Raw genomic sequence first — 21,641 nt, forward strand, 5'->3', positions numbered from 1 at the left:
CGTCGGCGGCCCTAGGCTGTCGGCGTGCCGCGTTTCCTCATCGTCCTCGACGTCGACTCCACCCTCATCGAGGACGAGGTCATCGAACTCCTCGCCGACGCCGCCGGCTCCCGGGCGCACGTCGAGGAGGTGACCTCCCGGGCCATGGCCGGCGAGCTGGACTTCGCCGCAAGTCTCGCCGAGCGCGTCGCGACCCTCGAGGGTCTGCCCGAGTCGGTCCTCGCCGAGGTCCGAGCGCACCTCACGCCGACCCGCGGCGTCCGTGAACTCGTCGACGGCGTCCATGCCGCCGACGGTCTGGTGGGCGTCGTGTCCGGTGGGTTCCACGAGACCCTCGACCCACTCGCGGACGACCTGGGGCTCGACTTCCGCCGGGCCAACCGCCTCGAGCTCCGAGGGGGCAGGCTGACCGGACGGGTCTCCGGTCCCGTGATCGACGCGCACGCCAAGGCCGCCGCTCTTCGCGGATGGGCCGAGGAGGCGCGGGTCGACCTCGCGCACACCGTCGCGGTCGGCGACGGGGCCAACGACCTCGAGATGATGGCCGTGGCAGGGCTCTCGGTGGCGTTCAACGCCAAGCCGCGGGTCCGGGAGCGAGCCGACGTGGTCGTCGGGACGAACGACCTGTCCCAGGTGCTGCCCCTGCTCGGGCTCCGGGGCTGAGCCACCGGACGAGGCGGGCGCCCGTCGGTGGTCGACCCGCGCCTCCTGCCCAGTGGGCCTAGTGGCCCATGCCGAGGCCGCCGTCGACGGGGATCACGGCACCCGAGATGTAGGCGGCGTCGTCGCCCGCGAGCCACGTGATCGTCTTCGCGACCTCGGCCGTCGTGCCGTACCGGCCGGCGGGGATGCTCTTCTTGTACTCGGCCTGCTGTGCCTCGGGGAGGACGGCGGTCATGTCGGTCTCGACGAAGCCGGGGGCCACCACGTTGGCGGTGATGCCGCGGGCACCGAGCTCGCGGGTCAGGGAGCGGGCGAAGCCGACGAGGCCCGCCTTCGAGGCCGCGTAGTTGGCCTGGCCCGGTCCGCCGTAGAGGCCGACCACGCTCGACACGAGGACGATGCGCCCGAACCGGGCCTTGAGCATGCCCTTGGACGCCCGCTTCACGACGCGGAAGGCCCCGCCGAGGTTGGTGTCGACGACCGAGGTGAAGTCGTCCTCGGTCATGCGCATGAGCAGACCGTCCTTCGTGATGCCGGCGTTGGCCACGACGACCTCGACCGGGCCGAGCTCGGCCTCGACGGTGCTGAAGGCCGCGTCGATCGAGGCGGCGTCGGTGACGTCGGCGACGACGGTCAGCGTGCCCTCGGGGCCCTGACCGCTCCGGGCGGTGACGGCGACGCGGTGTCCCTGGGCGACGAACTCCTCCGCGATGGCGAAGCCGATGCCTCGGTTGCCGCCGGTGACGAGGACGGTGCGGGGCGTGGTCATGGGTGGTCTCCTCGGGGGCGATCTCGACGGCCACCGCTCGGTGCGGCGGACTCACGGCGAACCTGTGATCGGCAGGCCGCCGACCAGCCTACTGTCGGACCCGGGTCTTAGGATCGAGGCGGTCCCCCGGACGTCTGGTCCCCGAGATCGATCCGGCACCCGTCCGTGGTGCGTCCACCCTCCTCCCGACATCGAGGTGTGCCCCGTGAAGGCCTCGAACACGATCACGTCCCTGCCCCCCTCCCCCACCGACGACCGGCACTCCCGCATGGTCAAGTACCTGGTGGCGATGGGCATCAGGTTGGTCTGCATCGCCCTGTGCTTCGTCTTCCCCCTCGGGTGGTGGACGTTGTTGCCCGTCATCGGTGCCGTCGTCATCCCGTACATCGCCGTGGTGTTCGCCAACGTCGGTCACGAGTCCGGCGACGCGGTCGAGAGCCCCGGCGGCATCGAGCTGTACCGCGAGCCCCAGGCGCCGTTCCGACCGACGGTGGTCGACGGCGACGCCGGTCCTGCGGGCCCCGCCGACCCGTCCGACGACGTCCCCGGCGAGCCCGACCACGATCGGCGCACCGTCTGATGCTCGGTCTCGATCCCGTCGGCGTCCAGTGCTCTCGCGCCTCGTGTCGAGCCGAGGCACGGCATAATGTCCACTGGCGCAACCCCAAGATCCACGGCATCGACCGGGTCAAGGTGTGGTCGGCATGCGACGAGCACGTCGACTTCCTGCGCGAGTTCCTCGCGGCACGTGACTTCCCGGTCGTCGTGACGGGGGTGTCAGAGGTCGTCGAACAGGTCGGAACGGAGGCGCGGTGACGAACATCCGCTTCGCTCTCTCACGCAGATGGCTGGGCTACCTCGCCGTCGCCGTCGCGTTCGCGATCATCTGCGTGTTCCTCGCGCACTGGCAGTGGTCTCGACACGACGAGAAGCTCGCGGTCGTGCACCAGCTCGAGCAGACCTACGACGCCGACCCGGTCCCCCTCCAACAGGCCCTGCCCGAGCTGTCGTCCTACGACGCGGCGCAGGAGTGGCAACCGGTCGAGATGACGGGGCGCTACCTCACCGACGACGAGTTGCTGGTCCGCAACCGCCCGCTCAACGGCCAACCCGGCTTCGAGGTCCTCGTCCCGTTCCGGACCACCCAGGGGGACGTCTTCGTGGTGGACCGCGGTTGGGTGCCCACCGGCAACGCCCAGGACTCCCCCGACGTCGTGCCGGCGCCTCCCTCGGGCGACGTCACCGTGGTCGCACGCCTGAAGCCGGGCGAGCCGGCACTGGGCGACCGCACGGGCGTCCCCGGGACGAACCAGATCGCGACCATCCAACTCAGCGAGGTCGAATCGCGAGTCGGGCAGCCCGTCTACTCGAGCGCCTACGGTCTGGTCGTCAGCGAGAGCCCCGCGCCGGCCACGGCACCCGTGCCGTCCTCGAAGCCCGAGATCGACACCGGTCTGAACCTGTCGTACTTCGTCCAGTGGCTCATGTTCGCGGTCGGTGCCTTCGGGTTCCTGTTCTACGTGTTCCGCCAGGAGTACCGCAACCAGAACGCGGACGACGACGAACTCATCGAACGCGAGGCCGAGCGCCAGCGCCGCCGTGACTCCCGACCCCGCCACGACAACGACGTCGAGGACGAGATCCTGGACGGCGCCCACCGCTGACCCGACCGCTGGCCTGGCCCGGGTGGACCGGGGCCCGGCGGTACCTGGGGCTCGGAGCTGAGGCCTGAGGCTTGGGTCGGTGCCCGGGTCAGGCCAGGTTGATCAGGTCGGAGTAGTCCGGGGTCCAGTGGTCCTCGGTGCCTTCGGGCATGATCAGCACGCGCTCGGGGTTCAGGGCCTCGACGGCGCCCTCGTCGTGGCTCACCAGGACGACGGCCCCCTCGTAGTTGCTCAGGGCGTCGAGGATCTCGAGTCGGCTCGCGGGGTCGAGGTTGTTGGTGGGCTCGTCGAGCAGCAGGACGTTCGCCCCCGAGACGACGATCATGGCCAGCGCCAGGCGGGTCTTCTCGCCGCCGGACAGCACGCCGGCCGGCTTCGCCGAGTCGTCGCCCGTGAAGAGGAACGAGCCCAACACGCGTCGCGCCTCCATCTCGGTGATGTTCGGAGAGGAGGACACCATGTTCTCGAGGACGCTGCGCTTGACGTCGATCGTCTCGTGCTCCTGGGCGTAGTAGCCGACCCGCAGCCCGTGGCCCGGCTCGAGCTGCCCGGTGTCGGGAACGTCGACCCCGGCGAGGATGCGGAGCAGGGTCGTCTTGCCCGCACCGTTCAGGCCAAGGATGACGACCTTCGAGCCACGGTCGATGGCGAGGTCCACGGCCGTGAAGATCTCGAGGGAACCGTAGCTCTTCGAGAGGTTCGAGGCCATCAGCGGCGTCTTGCCACACGCGACCGGCGTCGGGAAGCGCAGCTTCGCCACGCGGTCGACCGCGCGGACCTCGTCGAGGCCGGAGAGGAGCTTCTCTGCCCGAGCCACCATCTGGTGTGCCGCAGCGGCCTTGGACGCCTTGGCGCCGAACCGGGCCGCCTGCTTCTGCAGGGCCGAGGCCTGCTTCTCGGCGTTCGAGCGCTCTTTCTTGCGGCGCTCCTCGTCGGCGGCGCGCTGTCGCTGGTAGTTCCGCCATCCCATGTTGTAGACGTCGATCGCCTGCCGGTTGGCGTCCAGGTAGAAGACGCGGTTGACGACCTCCTCGACGAGTTCGATGTCGTGGCTGATGACGATGACACCGCCCTGGTAGGTCTTCAGGTACTCGCGCAGCCAGACGACCGAATCGGCGTCGAGGTGGTTCGTCGGCTCGTCGAGGATCATCGTGTCGGCGGCCGAGAAGAGGATGCGGGCCAGTTCGATGCGCCGGCGCTGACCACCCGACAACGTCGACAGGGGCTGGTCGAGGATGCGGTCGGGCAGGCTGAGGTTGCTCGCGATGGACGCCGCCTCGGCCTCGGCCGCGTACCCGCCGAGCGCGTTGAACTGGTCGTCGAGGTCGCCGTAGCGCTTCATGGCTCGGGCGGCGACGGCGGGGTCGGGGTCGCCCATGGCCAGGGTCGCCTCCTGGATGCCGAGCAGCAACTGGCCGAGACCTCGGGCGTCGAGGATGCGCGTCCGGGCGAGGTCTTCGGGGTTGCCGCTGCGGGGGTCCTGCGGCAGGTAACCGATCTCGCCGGAGCGTTCGATCTTGCCACCCGTCGGGAGGGTCTCGCCGGCCAGCGTCTTGGTCATGGTCGTCTTGCCTGCGCCGTTGCGGCCGACGAGGCCGATCTTGTCGCCCCGGTCGACCCGGAACGAGACGTCGGCCATGAGGAGGCGCGCGCCGACGCGGATCTCGAGATCGTGCACGGAGAGCACAGCAGATGTCCAATCGATTGGTGAGGAGTCCACAACGGGGCCCGGAAGGGGGCCGCCCATAAGATGGGGACGTCGTGTGGAGAGGGTCGCAGCACTGCGCTGCCGACCAGCCGCTCGGCCGATCAACCTACCCATTCTAGGAGTCCCCATGACGAACACTGCCGCATCGACCTCACGGCCGGTCCTCGCCGACCGTCTGGTGGCCCGGGGCGCCGCCGCCGACGTGGCCCTCGTCCTCGGTGGAGTCGCCGTCGTCTCGGCGCTCGCGCAGGTCCAGGTGCCGCTCTGGCCGGTGCCCGTCACGGGACAGACGCTCGGCGTCATGCTCGTCGGCGCCTCCCTCGGGGCCCGTCGAGGGGCGCTGTCGTTGGCCACCTACCTCGTGCTGGGAGTCGCCGGCCTGCCGATCTTCGCCGAGTTCTCGGGCGGTCCCCTCAGCGTCCTCAAGCCGAGCTTCGGCTTCGTCATCGGATTCGTCCTGGCGGCTGCCGTCATCGGCTGGCTCTCCGAGCGCGAGTGGGACAAGCAATGGTGGCGTTCTGCCGCCGCGTTCTTCCTCGCGAGCCTGATCCCCTTCGCCGTGGGCCTCCCCTACCTGGCCGTCGTGCTCGGATCGCTGGGCCTGCCGAACGACCTGCCGAGCGTCCTCGCCGCCGGTCTGTACCCGTTCATCGTGGGCGGGATCGCCAAGTGGCTGATCGCGGCGGCGGCCCTGCCCCTCGCCTGGCGTGCTCTGAAGCGCATCGGCGACTAGCTGCCTCCCGCTCCCTCGGCGTGCCCGGCGAGGGACGCGACGACGAAGCCCCGCCCCTCTCGGAGGGGCGGGGCTTCGTCGTGTCGTCGTCGGGCGACTCTCAGATGGAGAACCCGATGGCTCGCATCATGTCGCGTCCGTCGTCCGTGATGCGGTCGGGGCCCCACGGCGGCATCCACACCCAGTTGATGCGGAACGCGTCCACGACCCCGTCGAGGGCGTTGGCCGTGTCGCCCTCGATGACGTCCGTCAACGGGCAGCCTGCGCTCGTGAGCGTCATGCTGATGATGAGGGCGTTCTCGTGCTCTTCGTCCATCGCCAGGTCGTAGATGAGACCGAGGTCGACGATGTTGACGCCCAGCTCGGGGTCGACGACCTCTTTCAGGGCCTCGATGGTCTGGTCGAACTTCTCGGGGCTGAGTGCGACGGCCATGGTCAGACCGCCGAGGTCGCGGCGGCCTCGGCGGCGGCTGCCGTCACGTACCGGTCGTAGCCCTCGTTCTCGAGACGGTCGGCCAGCTCGGGGCCGCCCTCGTCGGCGACGTGGCCGTCGACGAAGACGTGGACGAAGTCGGGCTTGATGTAGCGGAGGATGCGCGTGTAGTGCGTGATGAGCAACAGACCGAGGCCGGTGTTGGCCTTCGCGCGGTTGACACCCTCGGACACGATCTTGAGGGCGTCGACGTCCAGACCGGAGTCGGTCTCGTCGAGGACGGCGAACTTCGGCTTCAGCAGTTCGAGTTGCATGATCTCGTGGCGCTTCTTCTCGCCACCCGAGAAGCCCTCGTTGACGTTGCGCTCGGCGAAGGCCGAGTCCATCTTGAGGGCGGTCATCGACTCGCGGAGGTCCTTGATCCAGCCGCGGATCGCGGGGGCCTCGCCGTCCAGGGCCGTCTTGGCCGTCCGGAGGAAGTTCGAGACCGTGACGCCGGGGATCTCGACGGGGTACTGCATGGCGAGGAAGAGGCCCGCCTTGGCACGCTCGTCGACGCTCATCTCGAGCACCTCGCGACCGTCGAGCAGGATCGATCCGCCGTCGACGTTGTAGCGGGGGTGGCCGGCGATCGTGTAGGCGAGCGTCGACTTGCCCGAGCCGTTGGGGCCCATGACGGCGTGGATCTCGCCCTCGTTGATGGTGAGGTCGACGCCCTTGAGGATGGGCTTGGGGCCGGCGTCGGTGTCGATGCTGACCTTGAGGTCACGGATCTCGAGAGTGGACATGCGTTCTGTTCCTTTACTGTGCGGCGTCGGTGGAGGTCGAGGTGGTGTCGACGTACACCTCGCCGTCGATGACGGAGACCGAGAAGACCGGTACGGGTTCGTAGGCGGGCAGCGTGAGCGGCTTGCCGGTGGTGAGCTCGAACTTCGAGCCGTGGGCCCAGCATTCGAGGGTGTCGTCCTCGACGAAGCCCTCGGAGAGCGAGATGTCGCCGTGGGTGCAGGTGTCGCCGATGGCGTGGATCGTGCCGGCGCTGTCCTTCACGACGGCGATCGCGACGCCGTCGACGACGACGCGGTGGGCCTGGGAGGGGCTGACGTCGTCGACGCCGCAGACCTTCGTCGCCATCAGGCGATCGTCTCGGTCGAGGTCGCCTCGCCCGCGGCCAGTTCGACCTCGATGGCGTCCACGAGGCGGGCCTGCAGGTCGGCGTCCCCGATCTTCTGGATGACCTCGACGAGGAATCCGAGGACGACGAGGCGACGCGCCTCGTGCTCGGAGATGCCGCGCGACTGGAGGTAGAAGAGGTGCTCGTCGTCGAAGCGACCCGTCGCGCTGGCGTGACCGGCGCCTTCGATGTCGCCGGTCTCGATCTCGAGGTTCGGGATCGAGTCGGCGCGCGTGCCCTCGCTCAGCACCAGGTTGCGGTTCTGCTCGTAGCTGTCGGTGCCGGGAGCCGTCCGACCGATCAGGACGTCGCCGATCCACACCGTGCGGGCACCGGCGCCCTGCAGGGCGCCCTTGTAGTTCACCCGGCTCCGCGTCTTGGGGGCGTCGTGGTTCACGTACACCTGCTGTTCGAGGTGCTGACCGGCGTCCGCGAAGTACACGCCGTAGAGCTCGGCGTCCGCGCCCTGCTCGGCCAGGTGGGCCGACGGGTTGACCCGGACGACCGAACCGCCCAGGCTGACGACGAAGTGCTTCAGCTGGGCGTCGCGCCCGATCCGGGCGTGGTGGCTCGCGAGGTGCACGGCGTCGTCGTCCCACTCCTGGAGCGTGACGACGGTGAGGTGCGCGCCCTCGTCCACGACGATCTCGACGTTCTCGACCAGCTTGGCCGATCCGGTGTTGCGGAGGACGACCATGGACTGGCTGTTGGCCTTGGCGTGGATCAGCGTGTGACCCGCCCGTGGTGCACGGTCGAGTCCCGAGCGGCCGATGGTGATGGCCGACGGTTCGTCGCCGTCGAGGGTCACGACGAGCACCTTCTCGACGCTCGACCACGCGTTGGCGGCGGCCTTGTCCTCGGGAGTGCCCGCCGTGCCGACCCGGGAGTCGGACCGGTCGACCCATTCGACGGTCGCGCCGGGCGTCTCGCGGGCCAGGTAGGCGTAGGGCGAGCCGTCGAGGCCTCCGTCGATCAACGGACGGAGGCGCGACACCGGACTGAGCTTCCAGTCCACCTCGCGACCGGTCACCTCGGGGAAGGCCGTGGGGTCGACCGAGGTGAACCGTTCGGAACGCGTCTGGACGGGCACGAGGCCCCAGCCGCCGTCACTGTGGGCACGCGCGCCGTGCTGGACGCCCGGCGTGGTGGTGGGCTCTGGTGTGGTGGTGGGTGCTGCGGCGGACATCTAGCCGACTGATCCTTCCATGCTCATCTCGATGAGCTTGTTGAGTTCGAGCGCGTACTCCATAGGGAGTTCGCGGGCGATGGGCTCGATGAAGCCGCGGACGATCATGGCCATGGCCTCGTCTTCGGCCATGCCGCGTGACATGAGGTAGAAGAGCTGCTCTTCGCTGACCCGCGACACCGTCGCCTCGTGACCGAGCTGGACGTCGTCGACGCGGATGTCGATCGCGGGGTAGGTGTCGGAACGAGAGATCGTGTCGACGAGCAGGGCGTCACAGCGGACGGTGTTGGCCGCGTGGTGGGCAGCCTCGTCGACTCGGACCTCGCCACGGTAACCCGCGCGACCGCCGCCTCGCGCGATCGACTTCGACACGATGGACGACGTCGTGTAAGGCGCCATGTGGATCATCTTCGCGCCGGCGTCCTGGTGCTGACCGGGGCCCGCGAAGGCCACGGACAGGGTCTCACCCTTGGCGTGCTCACCGACCAGGTAGATGGACGGGTACTTCATCGTCACCTTCGAGCCGATGTTGCCGTCGATCCACTCCATGGTGGCGCCCTCGTGCGCGATCGCCCGCTTGGTGACCAGGTTGTACACGTTGTTCGACCAGTTCTGGATCGTCGTGTACCGCACTCGGGCGTTCTTCTTCACGATGATCTCGACCACGGCCGAGTGCAGGGAGTCCGACTTGTAGATCGGGGCCGTGCAGCCCTCGATGTAGTGGACGTAGCTGCCCTCGTCGGCGATGATCAGCGTCCGCTCGAACTGACCCATGTTCTCGGTGTTGATGCGGAAGTACGCCTGGAGCGGGATCTCGACGTGGACGCCCTTGGGCACGTACACGAACGAGCCGCCCGACCACACGGCGGTGTTCAGTGCGGCGAACTTGTTGTCACCGGCCGGGATGACCGTGCCGAAGTACTCCTGGAAGAGTTCGGGGTGCTCGCGCAGCGCGGTGTCGGTGTCCATGAAGATGACACCCTGCTGCTCGAGGTCCTCGCGGATCTGGTGGTAGACCACCTCGGACTCGTACTGGGCGGCGACGCCGGCGACGAGGCGGTTGCGCTCGGCCTCGGGGATGCCGAGCTTCTCGTAGGTGTTCTTGATGTCGTCGGGCAGCTCGTCCCAGGTCGTCGCCTGCTTCTCGGTCGACCGGACGAAGTACTTGATGTTGTCGAAGTCGATGCCCGACAGGTCGGCACCCCACGTCGGCATGGGCTTGCGTTCGAACAGCGTCAGGCCCTTGAGCCTGTTCTTGAGCATCCACTCGGGTTCGCTCTTCAAGTTCGAGATGTCGGTGACGACCTCGGGTGACACCCCACGGCGCGCCGAGGCGCCCGCGGTGTCGGAGTCGGACCAGCCGAACTCGTACTGCCCCAGGCTCTCGAGCTCGGGTCGATCGATCAACACGTCTGACATGACTACCTCTTTCTCTGCCGGACCGAACACGGGTCGGCCGAACGGCATTCCCCGGGTGGTGGAGCGGCCCAGCTGCTCGCCCTGCGAGTCGAACACGTCGGCTGCCGCCGCTCCGTCCGCCGACGCTCGACATGATCGAGACGTCAGGTGGCGTTGCTTAGACTGTTGATGAAGGCCGTGTCCCGCTTCTGCGGATCTCACGTCCTTCGGATGTCTCCGTCGACACCCTGCCGGGTCGTGTTCCTGAACCCGTTGATTCTACAGGGCCGACCGCCGAAAGTGACGAAAGGCAGCAAGTCGTGAGCAACGCACAGGTGGGCGCCACCGGAGTCCTGACCCGAGCCTGGTCGTGGCTCCCCACGACCGTCGATCGCCGGGTCCGTTTCGTCGCGTGGGCGTCGTTCGTCTGCCAGGTGCTGCTGATCGGCACGGGAGGTGCCGTGCGGCTCACGGGATCAGGGCTCGGCTGCCCCACCTGGCCACGCTGCACCGCCGACTCCTTCGTCAGCACGCCCGAGATGGGCATCCACGGGGTCATCGAGTTCGGCAACCGTCTCCTGACCTTCGTGCTCACGCTCGTCGTCATCCTCGCCTTCCTCTTCGTGCTGCGGATGCGGAAGGTCCGCCGCGACTTCTTCTGGCTCACCCTCGTCCAGGGCCTGAGCATCCCCTTCCAGGCCGTGCTCGGGGGGATCACCGTCCTCACCGGTCTGAACCCGTACATCGTCGGGGCACACTTCGTCGTCTCGATCGCCCTCGTCGCCCTCACCACCACCCTGCTCTGGCGCGTGTACCGCGGGCCCCGTGGGCACCACGCCGCCACTCCGCGTGGTTATGCGCGACTCGTCCACGTGACGGCCGCCGTGGTCGGCGTGACCGTGATCGTCGGCGTCCTGACGACCGGCTCCGGCCCCCACGCCGGCGATGCGGCGACCCCCCGCAACGGCCTCGACCCGGCGATCATGGACCACGTCCACAGCTGGCCGGCCTACGCGACCCTCGCTCTCACCCTGGCGGTCCTCGCCTGGACCGCCCAGGCGGGCCTCCCCCGTCGGTTCCCCGTGGCCCTGCTGGGCGTCGAACTCGTCCAGATCGCCGTCGGCATCACCCAGGCGCGCTCCGGACTGCCGCCCCTGCTCGTGGGGAGTCACATGGTCCTGGCCGCGCTGCTGGTGGCCACGACGACCGCCGTGGTGCTATCGCTGCGCAACGACCAGGCTCCCGACGAGGTCGAGCCGATCGTCGAGGCGGCCGCCGCCCGCGTCTGACCCGGGCGACCGGGGGTCTAGCCCCGGCGCATGACGGTGTCGACGTCGTCCTGCTCGACGACGACGAAGCCCGTCCGCTCGTAGAGCGACACGGCTCGGCTTCCCGTGAGCACGTCGAGGGTGACCGACCCCGTGGTGACCGAGTCGATCGCCTGCGCGAGGAGGGTCGTCCCGATCCCGTGACCCCGCGCCTCCTCGACCAGGTAGAAGTGACGGAGCCAGGTCGTGTCGCCGTCCGGGTGAAGCGCGATGCAGCCGAGGAGGCGCTGGTCGCCTTCGACGACTCGTGTCTCGTCGGCCACGTACTCGCGGACGAATCGAGCCCGGTGGCGGGCCGGGTTCCAGATGCCGAGCCTCTCGAACTCGGGTCGCAGCACCACGAGCTTGAGAGCGGTCAGCTGTTCGAGGTCGTCCGGGCTCGCCGGACGGACGGTCCAGTCGGACGGCCTCACGGGATCAGAACGGCAGCAGGGGGTCGACCCCAACGGCGACGAACAGGAGCGTGAGGTACGTGATGGAGCTGTGGAAGACGCGCATCGGACGGACCTCGGCGACGTGCTGGATGGCCCGGCTGTAGAGCCGGTGCGACTCCCAGACGAACCAGGCCCCGCTCGCGAGTGCCACGACGGTGTAGAGCACGCCCATGCCTGCGACGGGGACGAGGATCAGCGAGCAGACCACGGTGGCCCAGGCGTAGAGGATCACCTGCAGGCCGACGATCGACCGGCCGCGCACCACGGCGAGCATGGGGACGTCGGCCGCGGCGTAGTCGTCGCGGTACTTCATCGACAGCGGCCAGTAGTGCGGCGGCGTCCAGAGGAAGATGACCATGAAGAGGATGACGGCCGACCAGGACAGGTCGTTCGTGACGGCGGCCCAGCCGATGAGCACCGGCATGCACCCGGCGATGCCGCCCCACACGATGTTCTGCGGCGTGCGGCGCTTCAGCCAGAGCGTGTACACGACGACGTAGAAGAGGATCGCCCCGAGCGACAGCGCCGCCGAGAGCAGGTTGACCGTCAGGCCGAGCCAGACGATCGACGCGACGCCGACCACGTACGAGAAGATCAGCGCCTCGCGGTCGCTGACCTCGCCGGTCACGAGCGGTCGGCCCTGGGTCCGCTTCATGATGCGGTCGATGTCGCGGTCGATGTAGCAGTTGAAGGCCGAGGCCGAGCCGGCGCTCAGCGCCCCACCGATCAGGGTCGCGGCGACGAGCCACAGGTTGGGGATGCCCCCCTGGGCCAGGAACATCGTCGGCGCCGTGGTGACGAGCAGGAGCTCCATCACGCGGGGCTTCGTGAGGGCGACGTACGCCCGAGCCTTGCGACGGAAGCCCCGGGGTGACGTGTCGGGGCGGATGTCAACGGCTGCGGTCATGAGTCCTCTAACGAGACGAACGGTTTGCCCAAGGAGTCTAGGCGATGAACGTCGACGCTGACGGCGAACCCTCGGCCGATGCGGACGGGCGAAGGGGGTTCGTCCCTATACTTACAGGTGCTTGCCAGTCGTACGCCCTCTCGGTCCCGAATCACCGGACGAACCGTCCCGATCTCCGCCCCGGCGTGTGTGCGACCCAGCCGACGACGTCTCGGCAGGCGCACGTCAGCGCGGGAGCGAATCGACCCCGCGCAGTTCGCATCAAGAAGGGTCAACTTCCAGTGGCAGATCTGCAATGGGAATCCATTGACAACAAAGCAGTAGACACGGTCCGCGTCCTCGCGGCCGACGCGGTCGAGAAGGTCGGCAACGGTCACCCCGGCACCGCGATGAGCCTGGCGCCCGCCGCGTACCTGCTCTTCCAGAAGGTCATGCGTCGTGACCCGAGCGACAGCACCTGGATCGGTCGCGACCGGTTCATCCTGTCCGTCGGCCACAGCTCGCTGACGCAGTACATCCAGTTCTACCTGGGCGGCTACGGTCTCGAGCTCGACGACCTCGAGGCCTTGCGCACCTGGGGCTCGAAGACCCCCGGCCACCCCGAGTACGGCCACACGGACGGCATCGAGATCACCACCGGTCCGCTGGGCCAGGGCTTCGCCAGCTCGGTGGGCTTCGCCTACGCCGCCCGTTTCGAGCGCGGCCTGTTCGACCCCGACGCCGCCCCCGGCACGAGCCCCTTCGACCACTTCGTGTACGTCATCGCCGGTGACGGCGACATGCAAGAGGGCGTCACGAGCGAGGCCGCGTCGCTGGCCGGGCACCAGAAGCTCGGCAACCTCGTCGCCATCTACGACTCGAACCAGATCTCGATCGAGGACGACACCAACATCGCCTTCACCGAGGACGTCCACAAGCGCTTCGAGTCCTACGACTGGGACGTCCAGGTCGTCGACTGGAAGAAGACCGGCGAGTACGTCGAGGACGTCGCCGAGCTGCACGACGCCATCGAGAAGGCCAAGGCCGTCACCGACAAGCCCTCCCTGATCATCCTCAAGACGATCATCGGCTGGCCCTCGCCCAAGAAGCAGAACTCCGGCAAGATCCACGGTTCGGCCCTCGGCGCCGACGAGGTCGCCGGCCTCAAGTCGGTCCTCGGGTTCGACCCCGAGAAGTCCTTCGACGTCGACCCCGCCGTCCTCGAGCACACCCGCAAGGCCGTCGAGCGCGGTCAGGCCCAGCACGCCGAGTGGGACGAGAAGCTCGCCGCCTGGGCGTCGGCCAACCCCGACAAGAAGGTCATGCTCGACCGCATCCTCGCGAACGAGCTGCCCGAGGGCGTCGAAGAAGCGCTCCCCGTCTTCGAGGCAGGCAAGGACGTCTCCACCCGCGCCGCCTCCGGCAAGGTCATCAACGCCCTCGCCGGCGTGGTCCCCGAGCTCTGGGGCGGGTCGGCCGACCTGGCCGAGTCGAACCTGACGACGATCACGGGCTCGAAGTCGTTCGTCCCCACCGAGTGGTCGACCGACGAGTGGAGCGGAGACCCCTACGGTCGCGTTCTGCACTTCGGCATCCGCGAGCACGCGATGGGCGCCATCCTCAACGGCATCACGCTGCACGGCAACACGCGCCCGTTCGGTGGCACGTTCCTGATCTTCAGCGACTACATGCGCCCGGCGGTCCGCCTCGCGGCACTGATGAAGTCCCCGGCGATCTACGTCTGGACCCACGACTCCGTGGCCCTGGGCGAGGACGGTCCGACGCACCAGCCGATCGAGCAGCTCGCGTCGCTCCGCGCGATCCCCGACCTCGACGTCGTGCGTCCCGCCGACGCCAACGAGACGGCCTGGGCCTGGGCGACGATCCTCGAGCGCCACCACGGCCCCGCCGGCATCGCGCTCAGCCGTCAGAACCTGCCCGTCTTCGAGCGCGGCACCGGTGACGCCGAGGGTGACACCTTCGCGTCGGCGAAGAACGTGGCGAAGGGCGCCTACGTCCTGGCCGAGGCACCGGGCGGAACGCCCGACGTGATCTTCGTCGCCACGGGTTCCGAGGTGCAGATCGCCGTCGAGGCCCGTGAGGTCCTGCGCGGCGAGGGCATCAACGCCCGCGTCGTCTCGGCACCGAGCATCGAGTGGTTCGACGAGCAGAGCGACGAGTACAAGGAGGCGGTCCTCCCGGCCGCCGTCAAGGCCCGCGTCTCGATCGAGGCCGGTGTGGCCATGCCGTGGCGCGGCATCGTCGGTGACGCCGGTCGCAGCGTGTCGATCGAGCACTTCGGTGCTTCGGCCGACTACAAGACGCTGTTCAAGCAGTTCGGCATGACGACCGAAGCCGCCGTCGCCGCCGCCAAGGACTCGATCGCCGCTCTCTGAGCGACGACGAAGGAAAGAGAAGAACACCATGACCGATTCCAACACCGCACAGCTGTCCGCCGCAGGCGTCAGCATCTGGCTCGACGACCTCTCGCGTGAGCGCATCAACGCGGGCGGCCTCCAGAAGCTGATCGCCGAGCGCAACGTCGTCGGCGTCACCACCAACCCCACGATCTTCGCGTCGGCTCTCGCCAAGGGCGAGGCCTACGACGACCAGGTCGCCCTGCTCGCGAAGACCGGTGTCAGCGTCACGGACGCCGTCTTCGAGATCACGACCGACGACGTCACCCGCGCCTGCGACATCTTCCGCGAGCTCTACGACACGACGGACGGCTTCGACGGCCGCGTGTCGATCGAGGTCGAGCCCGGTCTCGCGCACGACGCGCAGGGCACCATCGACCAGGCGGTCAAGCTCGCCGCCAAGGTCGGTCGCCCCAACGCCCTGATCAAGATCCCCGCGACCGTCGAGGGCCTCGAGGCCATCACCGCCGTCATCGCCCAGGGCATCAGCGTCAACGTGACCTTGATCTTCAGCCTCGAGCGCTACCGCGCCGTCATCAACGCGTACCTCACGGGTCTCGAGCAGGCCAAGGCCGCCGGCATCGACATCACCGAGATCCACTCCGTCGCCTCGTTCTTCGTGTCGCGCGTCGACACCGAGATCGACAAGCGTCTCGACGCGGTCGGGACCGACGAGGCCAAGGCCCTGAAGGGCAAGGCCGGCGTGGCCAACGCCCAGCTCGCCTACGAGGTCTACCAGCAGGCCTTCGACACCGAGCGGGCCAAGGGCCTCCTCGCCGCCGGTGCCAACAAGCAGCGTCCCCTCTGGGCTTCCACCGGTGTCAAGGACCCCGCCGTCCTCGACACCACGTACGTGGTCGAGCTCGTCGCCCAGGACGTCGTCAACACGATGCCCGAGAAGACGCTCGAGGCGACCTTCGACCACGGTGACGTCCGTGGCGACACGATCAGCGCCTCCTACGCCTCGGCCAACGAGACCATGGACGCGATCGCGGCGCAGGGCGTCTCGTACGACGACGTGACCGAGGCCCTCGAGAAAGAGGGCGTCGAGAAGTTCGTCGTCTCGTGGAACGAACTGCTCGACACGGTCACCGCTGCCCTCGAGGCCGCCAAGCCCGCCGGGGAGTCCAAGTGACCATCACCATCGCTGCCAGCGGCGACGCCGCACAGGCGGTCGAGACGGTCGTCCCGCAGCTCGTGAGCGACCTCGTCGCCTCGGGCATCACGGCTCAGAACCCCACCCTGTGGGGCCCTGACGCCGAGGACGAGTCCGCCAAGCGTCTCGGCTGGACCGAGGCCGTCGTGGTCTCGACTCCGTTGCTCGACGAGATCGACTCGCTCCGGGACGAGCTCGCCGCCAAGGGCGTCGACCACGTCGTGCTCGCGGGCATGGGTGGATCGTCGCTCGCGCCCGAGGTCATCACCCGCACCTACGGCGTCGAGCTCACCGTGCTCGACGCCACGGAGCCCGGTCAGGTCCTCACGGCCCTCGCCGACCGTCTCGAGCGCACCGTGCTCGTGGTCTCGTCGAAGTCGGGTTCCACCGTCGAGACCGCCAGCCAGCGCAAGACCTTCGAGAAGGCGTTCACCGACGCCGGCATCGACCCCGTCGAGCGCATCGTCGTGGTCACCGATCCCGGATCGCCCCTCGACGGGCAGGCCCGTGAGGCCGGTTACCGCGTCTTCAACGCCGACCCCAACATCGGCGGGCGCTACTCGGCCCTGTCGGCGTTCGGCCTCGTGCCGTCCGGCCTGGCCGGTGCCGACATCCGCGAGCTGCTCGCCGAGGCCGACGCCGTCACGGTCGAGCTGGCCCAGGACCGCGCCGACAACCCGGGTCTCGTGTTGGGTGCCGTCTTGGCAGGCACCTCGCCCCTGCGCGACAAGATCGCCATCGTCGCCGACGGCACCCACATCGTGGGGTTCCCGGACTGGGCCGAACAGCTCATCGCCGAGTCGACCGGCAAGCAGGGTCGCGGCCTGCTCCCCGTCGTCATCGGCACCTCCGCCCCCGAGATCACGGCGGGGCTGCACGACGTGCAGGTCGTCCGTCTCGTGGCGAACGCCGACGAGACCCGTGAGGTCGCGCCCGGCGAGGTCGAGATCTCGGGTTCGCTCGGTGGCCAGATCATGGTCTGGGAGTACGCCGTCGCCGTGGCCGGGCGTCTGCTCGACATCAACCCGTTCGATCAGCCCGACGTCGAGTCAGCCAAGGTCGCGACGCGGGCGTTGCTCGACGACCGTCCCGAGCCCACTCCCCCGGCCTTCACGGCCGAGGGTGTCGAGGTCCGCGAGGTCGGGGGAATCGAGCTGGGCGACTCTCTCGAGTCCGCCGTGGCCGCGCTTCTCTCGCACCTGAGCGATGACGGCTACGTCTCGATCCAGGCCTACGTCGACCGCGTGGCGAACCCGCAGCTCGAAGAGGTCCGCGACCTCCTCGCGATGCGCACGCAGCGTCCCGTCACCTTCGGATGGGGTCCGCGCTTCCTGCACTCGACGGGTCAGTACCACAAGGGTGGGCCGGCCAACGGGGTGTTCCTGCAGATCACGCAGGTCCCCGCGACCGACCTCGAGATCCCGGACAGCCCGTTCACGTTCGGGCAGCTCGTGCAGGCCCAGGCCGCCGGTGACGCCAAGGTCCTGGCCGAGCACGGTCGTCCCGTGCTCACGCTGACGGTGACCGACGTGGCGGCCGCGCTGCCGGTCATCACCGCCGCACTCCGCTGAGCCGAAAGGGCCGGCGTCCCCAGGGGCGCCGGCCCTTTCGCCTTGCCACCGGTGTTCCCGGCCGGCTCCGCCCGTCCCGACCGGAACACCTTCGAACCACAGAACGGAACATCATGTCACCGGTGCCGATCACGCCGGAGTCCAACCCGCTCCGGTTGCCCTCCGACCGACGTCTCAACCGCATCGCGGGGCCCAGCGGTCTCATCATCTTCGGTGTGACGGGTGATCTCTCCCGCAAGAAGCTCATGCCTGCCGTGTACGACCTGGCCAACCGTGGTCTGTTGCCCCCCGGGTTCGCGCTCGTCGGCTTCGCCCGTCGTGAATTCGAGGGCCAGGACTTCGAACAGGTCGTGTACCAGGCCGTCAAGGAGCACGCTCGCACGCCGTTCGACGAAGACGTCTGGCGTCAACTCAAAGAAGGCTTCCGTTTCGTCCAGGGGGTCTTCGACGACGCCGACGCGTTCGCTCGACTCAAGGACACCATCGAAGAGCTCGACCGTGAGCGCGGCACGATGGGCAACCACGCCTTCTACCTCTCGATCCCGCCCAAGGCGTTCCCCATGGTCACCGAGCAGCTGCGCAACTCCGGCCTCGCCGAGGAGAAGGACGGTGCGTGGAGACGCGTCGTCATCGAGAAGCCCTTCGGCAGCGACCTCACCACGGCCCGCGAGCTCAACGCCGTCGTCGAGACCGTCTTCGAGCCCGACAGCGTGTTCCGAATCGACCACTACCTCGGCAAAGAGACGGTGCAGAACCTCCTCACGCTGCGGTTCGCCAACCAGATGTATGAACCCCTCTGGAACTCCAACTACGTCGACCACGTGCAGATCACCATGGCCGAGGACATCGGCGTCGGCGGCCGCGCCGGTTACTACGACGGCATCGGCGCCGCTCGTGACGTCATCCAGAACCACCTCCTCCAGCTCCTCGCCCTGACGGCGATGGAAGAGCCGGTCACCTTCGCCGCCCGCGACCTCAGGGCCGAGAAGGAGAAGATCCTCTCGGCCGTCCGCCTCCCCGCCGACCTCGCCGCGGGAACCGCGCGGGGTCAGTACGCCGGGGGGTGGCAGGGCGGAGAGAAGGTGCTCGGCTTCCTGGACGAAGAAGGCATGAATCCCAAGAGCACGACGGAGACGTTCGCCGCCATCAAGCTCGAGATCGCGACCCGGCGGTGGGCGGGAGTCCCCTTCTACCTCCGGGCCGGAAAGCGTCTCGGCCGTCGCGTGACCGAGATCGCCGTCGTCTTCAAGCAGGTGCCCGAGAACATCTTCGGCACGCAGACGTCGCTGGGGCAGAACGCCCTCGTGATCCGGGTCCAGCCCGACGAGGGAGTGACCCTGCGCTTCGGGTCCAAGGTGCCCGGGATCGGCACGCAGGTCCGTGACGTCACGATGGACTTCGGATACGGGCACGCCTTCACCGAGGCGAGCCCTGAGGCCTACGAGCGTCTCATCCTCGACGTCCTCCTGGGCGACCCGCCCCTGTTCCCCCGGCACGAGGAGGTCGAGCTCTCCTGGAAGATCCTCGACCCGATCGAGGAGTTCTGGGCGACTCAGGGTCAGCCCGAACAGTACCGACCCGGCACGTGGGGACCCGCCTCTGCCGACGAACTCATGGCCCGTGACGGCCGTACCTGGAGGCGTCCGTGATCGTCGACCTGCCCGACAGCACCATCAGCCGCGTCCAGAAGACGCTGGTCAAGATCAGGGAAGAAGGAGGCGCGGTCGCGCTGGGCCGAGTCCTCACCCTGATCATCTCCACCCGTCTCGGTGACGAGGAGGAAGCCATCGAGGCCGCGAACGACGCCTCGCGAGAGCACCCCATGAGGGTCATCGTCGTCTCCACGTCGACGGACCTCGATCTCGACGAGGTCGACGGGCGACTGGACGCGCAGATCCGGGTCGGCGGCGACGCCGGTGCCAGCGAGGTCATCCTGCTGCGGGCCTACGGAGAGACCGCGAGCGACGAGGAGGGGCTCGTGACCGGGCTCCTGCTGCCCGACGCTCCCGTCGTCGCCTGGTGGCCGAAGACCGCTCCCGCCATCGTCTCCGAGTCTCCCCTGGGGCGCATCGCGCAACGGCGGATCACGGATGCGGCGAGCCAGTCCAATCCACGCCAGTCGATCATCGACCTCGCCCGGAGCTACGCTCCCGGCGACACCGACTTCGCCTGGACCCGGCTCACCCTCTGGCGGGCGCAACTGGCTGCCGTGCTCGACCAGCCGCCTTACGAATCGGTCACCGAGGTCGGCGTCTCCGGCGCACCCGATTCTCCGTCGACGTTGCTCCTGGCCGCCTGGTTGCGTCTGCAGCTCCAGGTACCCGTCGACGGTGAGCTGACGACCCGGGCGACGGGATCGAGCGGCATCCACGGTGTCCAACTGGTCCGCGCCTCCGGGGCCATCGTCCTCGAACGCTCCCTGGACGACGTGGCGACACTCACCCAACCGGGTCAACCCACGCACGACCTCGCGCTGCCACGCCGCTCGCTACGCGACTGCCTGGCCGAGGAACTCCGTAGACTCGACCCCGACGACCTGTTCGGGAACGTCGTGAGACACGGGGTCGGCCAACTGAGCGAACCCGTCCAGAGCAACTAGAGCAGATAGAGAACCGTGACGAACGAACGCCGGGTGCTGGTCCACCCCGACAAAGAATCGCTGGGTGCCTCCGTGGCCGCCCGGTTCATCACCAAGATCATCGACGTGCTCGAAGAGCAGAACTACGCGTCGGTCGTCGTCAGCGGTGGCTCGGTGAGCACCCTCGTGCTGGCGGCCATCAACGCGTCGCCGGCCCGTGACAGCGTCGACTGGTCGAAGGTCTCGATCTGGTGGGCCGACGAGCGTTGGGTCCCCGCAGGGGACGCGGACCGAAACGACACCCAGGCCGGCATCGACCTGCTCGACCACATCGGGTTGCTGCCCGAGAACGTCCACCGATTCGGTGCGGTCGGCGACTTCGACGACGTCGAGGCGGCCGCCGACGCTTACCGGAACGAGTTGCTGCAGCACGCACAGGCCGACGACGCGGCCCCCCGCTTCGACATCACGCTCCTCGGCGTCGGTCCCGACGGTCACGTCGCCTCGTTGTTCCCCGACAAGGCACAGATCCGTCAGCTCGAGCCGACCGTGCTCACGATCGACGACTCTCCCAAGCCTCCGCCCGTACGCCTCACGTTGAGCCTGCCGGTCATCAACAACTCTCAGCGCGTCTGGATGATCCTCGCCGGAGCCGAGAAGGCTTCGTCGCTGGGGCTCGCCCTGGCGGGTGCCGGCGCAGACCAGGTGCCGGTGGCAGGGGTCAAGGGACGCAAGCGGACGGTCTTCTTCGTCGACCAGGACGCGGCGGCTGAGGTCCCCGAGAACTTGATCGCCTCCACCTACTGAGTCCCGCCGCGGGCGCACCGACGCCGGCATGACGCAGGGCCCCGCAGCTCACGGCTGCGGGGCCCTTCGTCATGTCCGGTGTGGAGACACCGGGAGGCGCGATCGGCTGGGTCAGGCCTTGCCGCGTCGGACTCGCAGCTGCTGCAGAGCCTCTTCGAGCAACTGCTCGGCTTCTTCTTCGGTCCGTCGCTCTTTGACGTACGCGAGGTGCGTCTTGTACGGCTCGAGCTTCGCGACCGTCGGCGGGTTCGCCTTGTCGCGCCCTGCCGGCAATCCACTCGAGGGTGAGTCGACGGTCTCGGGGATCTCCTCGTCGGGCACGTTGGCCGCGAAGTGGCGGACGACCTCGTTGCCGAGGGCATCCCAGTACGAGATGGTGATCCGCTCGGCGTGGAAGCCACGATCTTGCTCACCCATGGGGCCTGCGCCGACGCGCGAGCCGCGGATTGCGCTACCGCCCGAGGCCATCAGCTGACCGCCGCGAACTTGGTGATGAGGCCCAGGACCACGATGCAGGTGATCCAGACGAGACCCAGGAAGACCGTGATGCGGTTGAGGTTGCGCTCGGCGACGCCGGACGCCCCGAGGTTGCTCGTGACGCCACCGCCGAACATGTCGGAGAGACCGCCACCACGGCCGCGGTGGAGCAGGATGAGGAGGGTCAACAGGAGGCTCGTGATGCCGAGCAACACCTGCAGGATGACCTGGAGAATTTCCACGTAGGACCTTTCGATGC

At 68.6% G+C, this 21,641-nt stretch carries 23 protein-coding genes; 12 read left to right on the forward strand and 11 right to left on the reverse strand.

Features of this window, described 5'->3' with window-relative positions:
* Positions 1-24 precede the first annotated feature (24 nt).
* Entirely contained in the window at positions 25-663 is a 639-nt protein-coding gene (serB, locus tag HQQ78_RS01405) for a phosphoserine phosphatase SerB (protein ID WP_173150848.1), read from the forward strand.
* Positions 664-721: 58 nt separating this feature from the next.
* Here serB and fabG read toward each other — a convergent pair whose 3' ends face one another.
* Positions 722-1,432 (reverse strand): 3-oxoacyl-ACP reductase FabG, encoded by a 711-nt coding sequence (gene fabG / locus HQQ78_RS01410; RefSeq protein WP_056045191.1) that lies wholly within the window; start codon positions 1,430-1,432, stop codon positions 722-724.
* Positions 1,433-1,637: 205 nt separating this feature from the next.
* On the opposite strand from fabG, the gene HQQ78_RS15670 reads away from it, so the two are divergent.
* From HQQ78_RS15670 to HQQ78_RS01425, 3 genes are read left to right on the forward strand one after another with little or no spacing between them, the layout of a single operon-like run.
* Entirely contained in the window at positions 1,638-2,012 is a 375-nt protein-coding gene (locus tag HQQ78_RS15670) for a DUF3099 domain-containing protein (protein WP_236556971.1), read from the forward strand.
* Positions 2,012-2,248 carry a hypothetical protein gene (locus HQQ78_RS01420; protein WP_056045199.1) on the forward strand — a complete coding sequence of 79 codons (237 nt, stop codon included), beginning with the start codon at positions 2,012-2,014 and terminating at the stop codon, positions 2,246-2,248. The genes HQQ78_RS15670 and HQQ78_RS01420 overlap by 1 nt, the downstream gene beginning before the upstream one ends.
* Positions 2,245-3,096, forward strand: a complete 852-nt coding sequence (locus HQQ78_RS01425; protein ID WP_173150849.1) for an SURF1 family protein — start codon at positions 2,245-2,247, stop codon at positions 3,094-3,096. The genes HQQ78_RS01420 and HQQ78_RS01425 overlap by 4 nt, the downstream gene beginning before the upstream one ends.
* Positions 3,097-3,184: 88 nt before the next feature.
* Here the strand turns inward: HQQ78_RS01425 and HQQ78_RS01430 are convergent, their stop codons facing one another.
* Complete coding sequence (locus HQQ78_RS01430; protein ID WP_173150850.1) at positions 3,185-4,783, reverse strand: ABC-F family ATP-binding cassette domain-containing protein; 1,599 nt, start codon at positions 4,781-4,783, stop codon at positions 3,185-3,187.
* Positions 4,784-4,931: 148 nt separating this feature from the next.
* Between HQQ78_RS01430 and HQQ78_RS01435 the strand changes: the two genes are divergently transcribed.
* Complete coding sequence (locus tag HQQ78_RS01435) at positions 4,932-5,537, forward strand: biotin transporter BioY (protein ID WP_173150851.1); 606 nt, start codon at positions 4,932-4,934, stop codon at positions 5,535-5,537.
* Between the two features lie 100 nt (positions 5,538-5,637).
* Here the strand turns inward: HQQ78_RS01435 and HQQ78_RS01440 are convergent, their stop codons facing one another.
* Genes HQQ78_RS01440 through sufB form a run of 5 tightly spaced genes read right to left on the reverse strand, consistent with a single transcriptional unit; the run spans position 5,638 to position 9,749 of the window.
* Positions 5,638-5,970 (reverse strand): metal-sulfur cluster assembly factor, encoded by a 333-nt coding sequence (locus tag HQQ78_RS01440; RefSeq protein ID WP_043594998.1) that lies wholly within the window; start codon positions 5,968-5,970, stop codon positions 5,638-5,640.
* Positions 5,971-5,972: 2 nt separating this feature from the next.
* Complete coding sequence (sufC, locus tag HQQ78_RS01445; RefSeq protein ID WP_056045210.1) at positions 5,973-6,758, reverse strand: Fe-S cluster assembly ATPase SufC; 786 nt, start codon at positions 6,756-6,758, stop codon at positions 5,973-5,975.
* 13 nt (positions 6,759-6,771) lie between these two features.
* A complete protein-coding gene (locus tag HQQ78_RS01450; protein ID WP_082460222.1) occupies positions 6,772-7,104 on the reverse strand; it encodes a non-heme iron oxygenase ferredoxin subunit in 333 nt (110 codons plus the stop codon).
* The gene (gene sufD / locus HQQ78_RS01455; protein ID WP_173150852.1) at positions 7,104-8,330 is read right to left on the reverse strand and encodes a Fe-S cluster assembly protein SufD; all 1,227 of its coding nucleotides are present in this window, start codon (positions 8,328-8,330) and stop codon (positions 7,104-7,106) included. The genes HQQ78_RS01450 and sufD overlap by 1 nt, the downstream gene beginning before the upstream one ends.
* A complete protein-coding gene (gene sufB / locus HQQ78_RS01460) occupies positions 8,331-9,749 on the reverse strand; it encodes a Fe-S cluster assembly protein SufB (protein WP_056047429.1) in 1,419 nt (472 codons plus the stop codon).
* Positions 9,750-10,048: 299 nt separating this feature from the next.
* On the opposite strand from sufB, the gene HQQ78_RS01465 reads away from it, so the two are divergent.
* A complete protein-coding gene (locus HQQ78_RS01465) occupies positions 10,049-11,017 on the forward strand; it encodes a heme A synthase (RefSeq protein ID WP_371740306.1) in 969 nt (322 codons plus the stop codon).
* Positions 11,018-11,034: 17 nt separating this feature from the next.
* On the opposite strand, the gene HQQ78_RS01470 is transcribed toward HQQ78_RS01465, so the two are convergent.
* Both HQQ78_RS01470 and HQQ78_RS01475 read right to left on the reverse strand, forming a co-directional pair.
* Positions 11,035-11,469, reverse strand: coding sequence for a GNAT family N-acetyltransferase (locus HQQ78_RS01470; protein WP_159826596.1), 435 nt, complete (start codon positions 11,467-11,469; stop codon positions 11,035-11,037).
* Positions 11,470-11,473: 4 nt separating this feature from the next.
* Complete coding sequence (locus HQQ78_RS01475; RefSeq protein WP_123570072.1) at positions 11,474-12,397, reverse strand: heme o synthase; 924 nt, start codon at positions 12,395-12,397, stop codon at positions 11,474-11,476.
* A gap of 281 nt (positions 12,398-12,678) precedes the next feature.
* Between HQQ78_RS01475 and tkt the strand changes: the two genes are divergently transcribed.
* The 6 genes from tkt (at position 12,679) to pgl (ending at position 20,905) form a co-directional block, all read left to right on the forward strand.
* Positions 12,679-14,772: a transketolase gene (gene tkt, locus HQQ78_RS01480; RefSeq protein ID WP_043595005.1), complete on the forward strand. Its 2,094-nt coding sequence runs from the start codon at positions 12,679-12,681 to the stop codon at positions 14,770-14,772.
* A 28-nt stretch (positions 14,773-14,800) separates the two neighbouring features.
* On the forward strand, positions 14,801-15,928 hold the full coding sequence (gene tal, locus HQQ78_RS01485; protein ID WP_056045222.1) for a transaldolase: 1,128 nt from the start codon (positions 14,801-14,803) through the stop codon (positions 15,926-15,928).
* Complete coding sequence (locus tag HQQ78_RS01490; RefSeq protein ID WP_056045225.1) at positions 15,925-17,520, forward strand: glucose-6-phosphate isomerase; 1,596 nt, start codon at positions 15,925-15,927, stop codon at positions 17,518-17,520. Before tal ends, HQQ78_RS01490 begins: the two co-directional genes overlap by 4 nt.
* 113 nt (positions 17,521-17,633) lie before the next feature.
* Positions 17,634-19,169 (forward strand): glucose-6-phosphate dehydrogenase, encoded by a 1,536-nt coding sequence (zwf, locus tag HQQ78_RS01495; protein WP_173150853.1) that lies wholly within the window; start codon positions 17,634-17,636, stop codon positions 19,167-19,169.
* Positions 19,166-20,119 carry a glucose-6-phosphate dehydrogenase assembly protein OpcA gene (locus tag HQQ78_RS01500; RefSeq protein WP_173150854.1) on the forward strand — a complete coding sequence of 318 codons (954 nt, stop codon included), beginning with the start codon at positions 19,166-19,168 and terminating at the stop codon, positions 20,117-20,119. The genes zwf and HQQ78_RS01500 overlap by 4 nt, the downstream gene beginning before the upstream one ends.
* Positions 20,120-20,134: 15 nt before the next feature.
* The gene (gene pgl / locus HQQ78_RS01505) at positions 20,135-20,905 is read left to right on the forward strand and encodes a 6-phosphogluconolactonase (RefSeq protein ID WP_056045234.1); all 771 of its coding nucleotides are present in this window, start codon (positions 20,135-20,137) and stop codon (positions 20,903-20,905) included.
* Between the two features lie 111 nt (positions 20,906-21,016).
* Here pgl and HQQ78_RS01510 read toward each other — a convergent pair whose 3' ends face one another.
* Positions 21,017-21,373, reverse strand: coding sequence for an RNA polymerase-binding protein RbpA (locus HQQ78_RS01510; RefSeq protein WP_043595011.1), 357 nt, complete (start codon positions 21,371-21,373; stop codon positions 21,017-21,019).
* Complete coding sequence (gene secG / locus HQQ78_RS01515; RefSeq protein ID WP_043595012.1) at positions 21,373-21,624, reverse strand: preprotein translocase subunit SecG; 252 nt, start codon at positions 21,622-21,624, stop codon at positions 21,373-21,375. The genes HQQ78_RS01510 and secG overlap by 1 nt, the downstream gene beginning before the upstream one ends.
* Between the last annotated feature and the right edge of the window lie 17 nt (positions 21,625-21,641).

The sequence above is a fragment of the Frigoribacterium sp. VKM Ac-2859 genome (assembly GCF_013204925.1).
Lineage (GTDB): Bacteria > Actinomycetota > Actinomycetes > Actinomycetales > Microbacteriaceae > Frigoribacterium.

Bases quoted from the DNA above. Each gene is read 5' to 3' on its own strand.
- fabG (WP_056045191.1), bottom strand. From the start codon at position 1,432: ATGACCACGCCCCGCACCGTCCTCGTCACCGGCGGCAACCGAGGCATC.
- HQQ78_RS01420 (WP_056045199.1), top strand. From the start codon at position 2,012: ATGCTCGGTCTCGATCCCGTCGGCGTCCAGTGCTCTCGCGCCTCGTGT.
- HQQ78_RS01435 (WP_173150851.1), top strand. From the start codon at position 4,932: ATGACGAACACTGCCGCATCGACCTCACGGCCGGTCCTCGCCGACCGT.
- HQQ78_RS01440 (WP_043594998.1), bottom strand. From the start codon at position 5,970: ATGGCCGTCGCACTCAGCCCCGAGAAGTTCGACCAGACCATCGAGGCC.
- sufC (WP_056045210.1), bottom strand. From the start codon at position 6,758: ATGTCCACTCTCGAGATCCGTGACCTCAAGGTCAGCATCGACACCGAC.
- HQQ78_RS01450 (WP_082460222.1), bottom strand. From the start codon at position 7,104: ATGGCGACGAAGGTCTGCGGCGTCGACGACGTCAGCCCCTCCCAGGCC.
- sufD (WP_173150852.1), bottom strand. From the start codon at position 8,330: ATGTCCGCCGCAGCACCCACCACCACACCAGAGCCCACCACCACGCCG.
- sufB (WP_056047429.1), bottom strand. From the start codon at position 9,749: ATGTCAGACGTGTTGATCGATCGACCCGAGCTCGAGAGCCTGGGGCAG.
- HQQ78_RS01475 (WP_123570072.1), bottom strand. From the start codon at position 12,397: ATGACCGCAGCCGTTGACATCCGCCCCGACACGTCACCCCGGGGCTTC.
- tal (WP_056045222.1), top strand. From the start codon at position 14,801: ATGACCGATTCCAACACCGCACAGCTGTCCGCCGCAGGCGTCAGCATC.
- zwf (WP_173150853.1), top strand. From the start codon at position 17,634: ATGTCACCGGTGCCGATCACGCCGGAGTCCAACCCGCTCCGGTTGCCC.
- HQQ78_RS01510 (WP_043595011.1), bottom strand. From the start codon at position 21,373: ATGGCCTCGGGCGGTAGCGCAATCCGCGGCTCGCGCGTCGGCGCAGGC.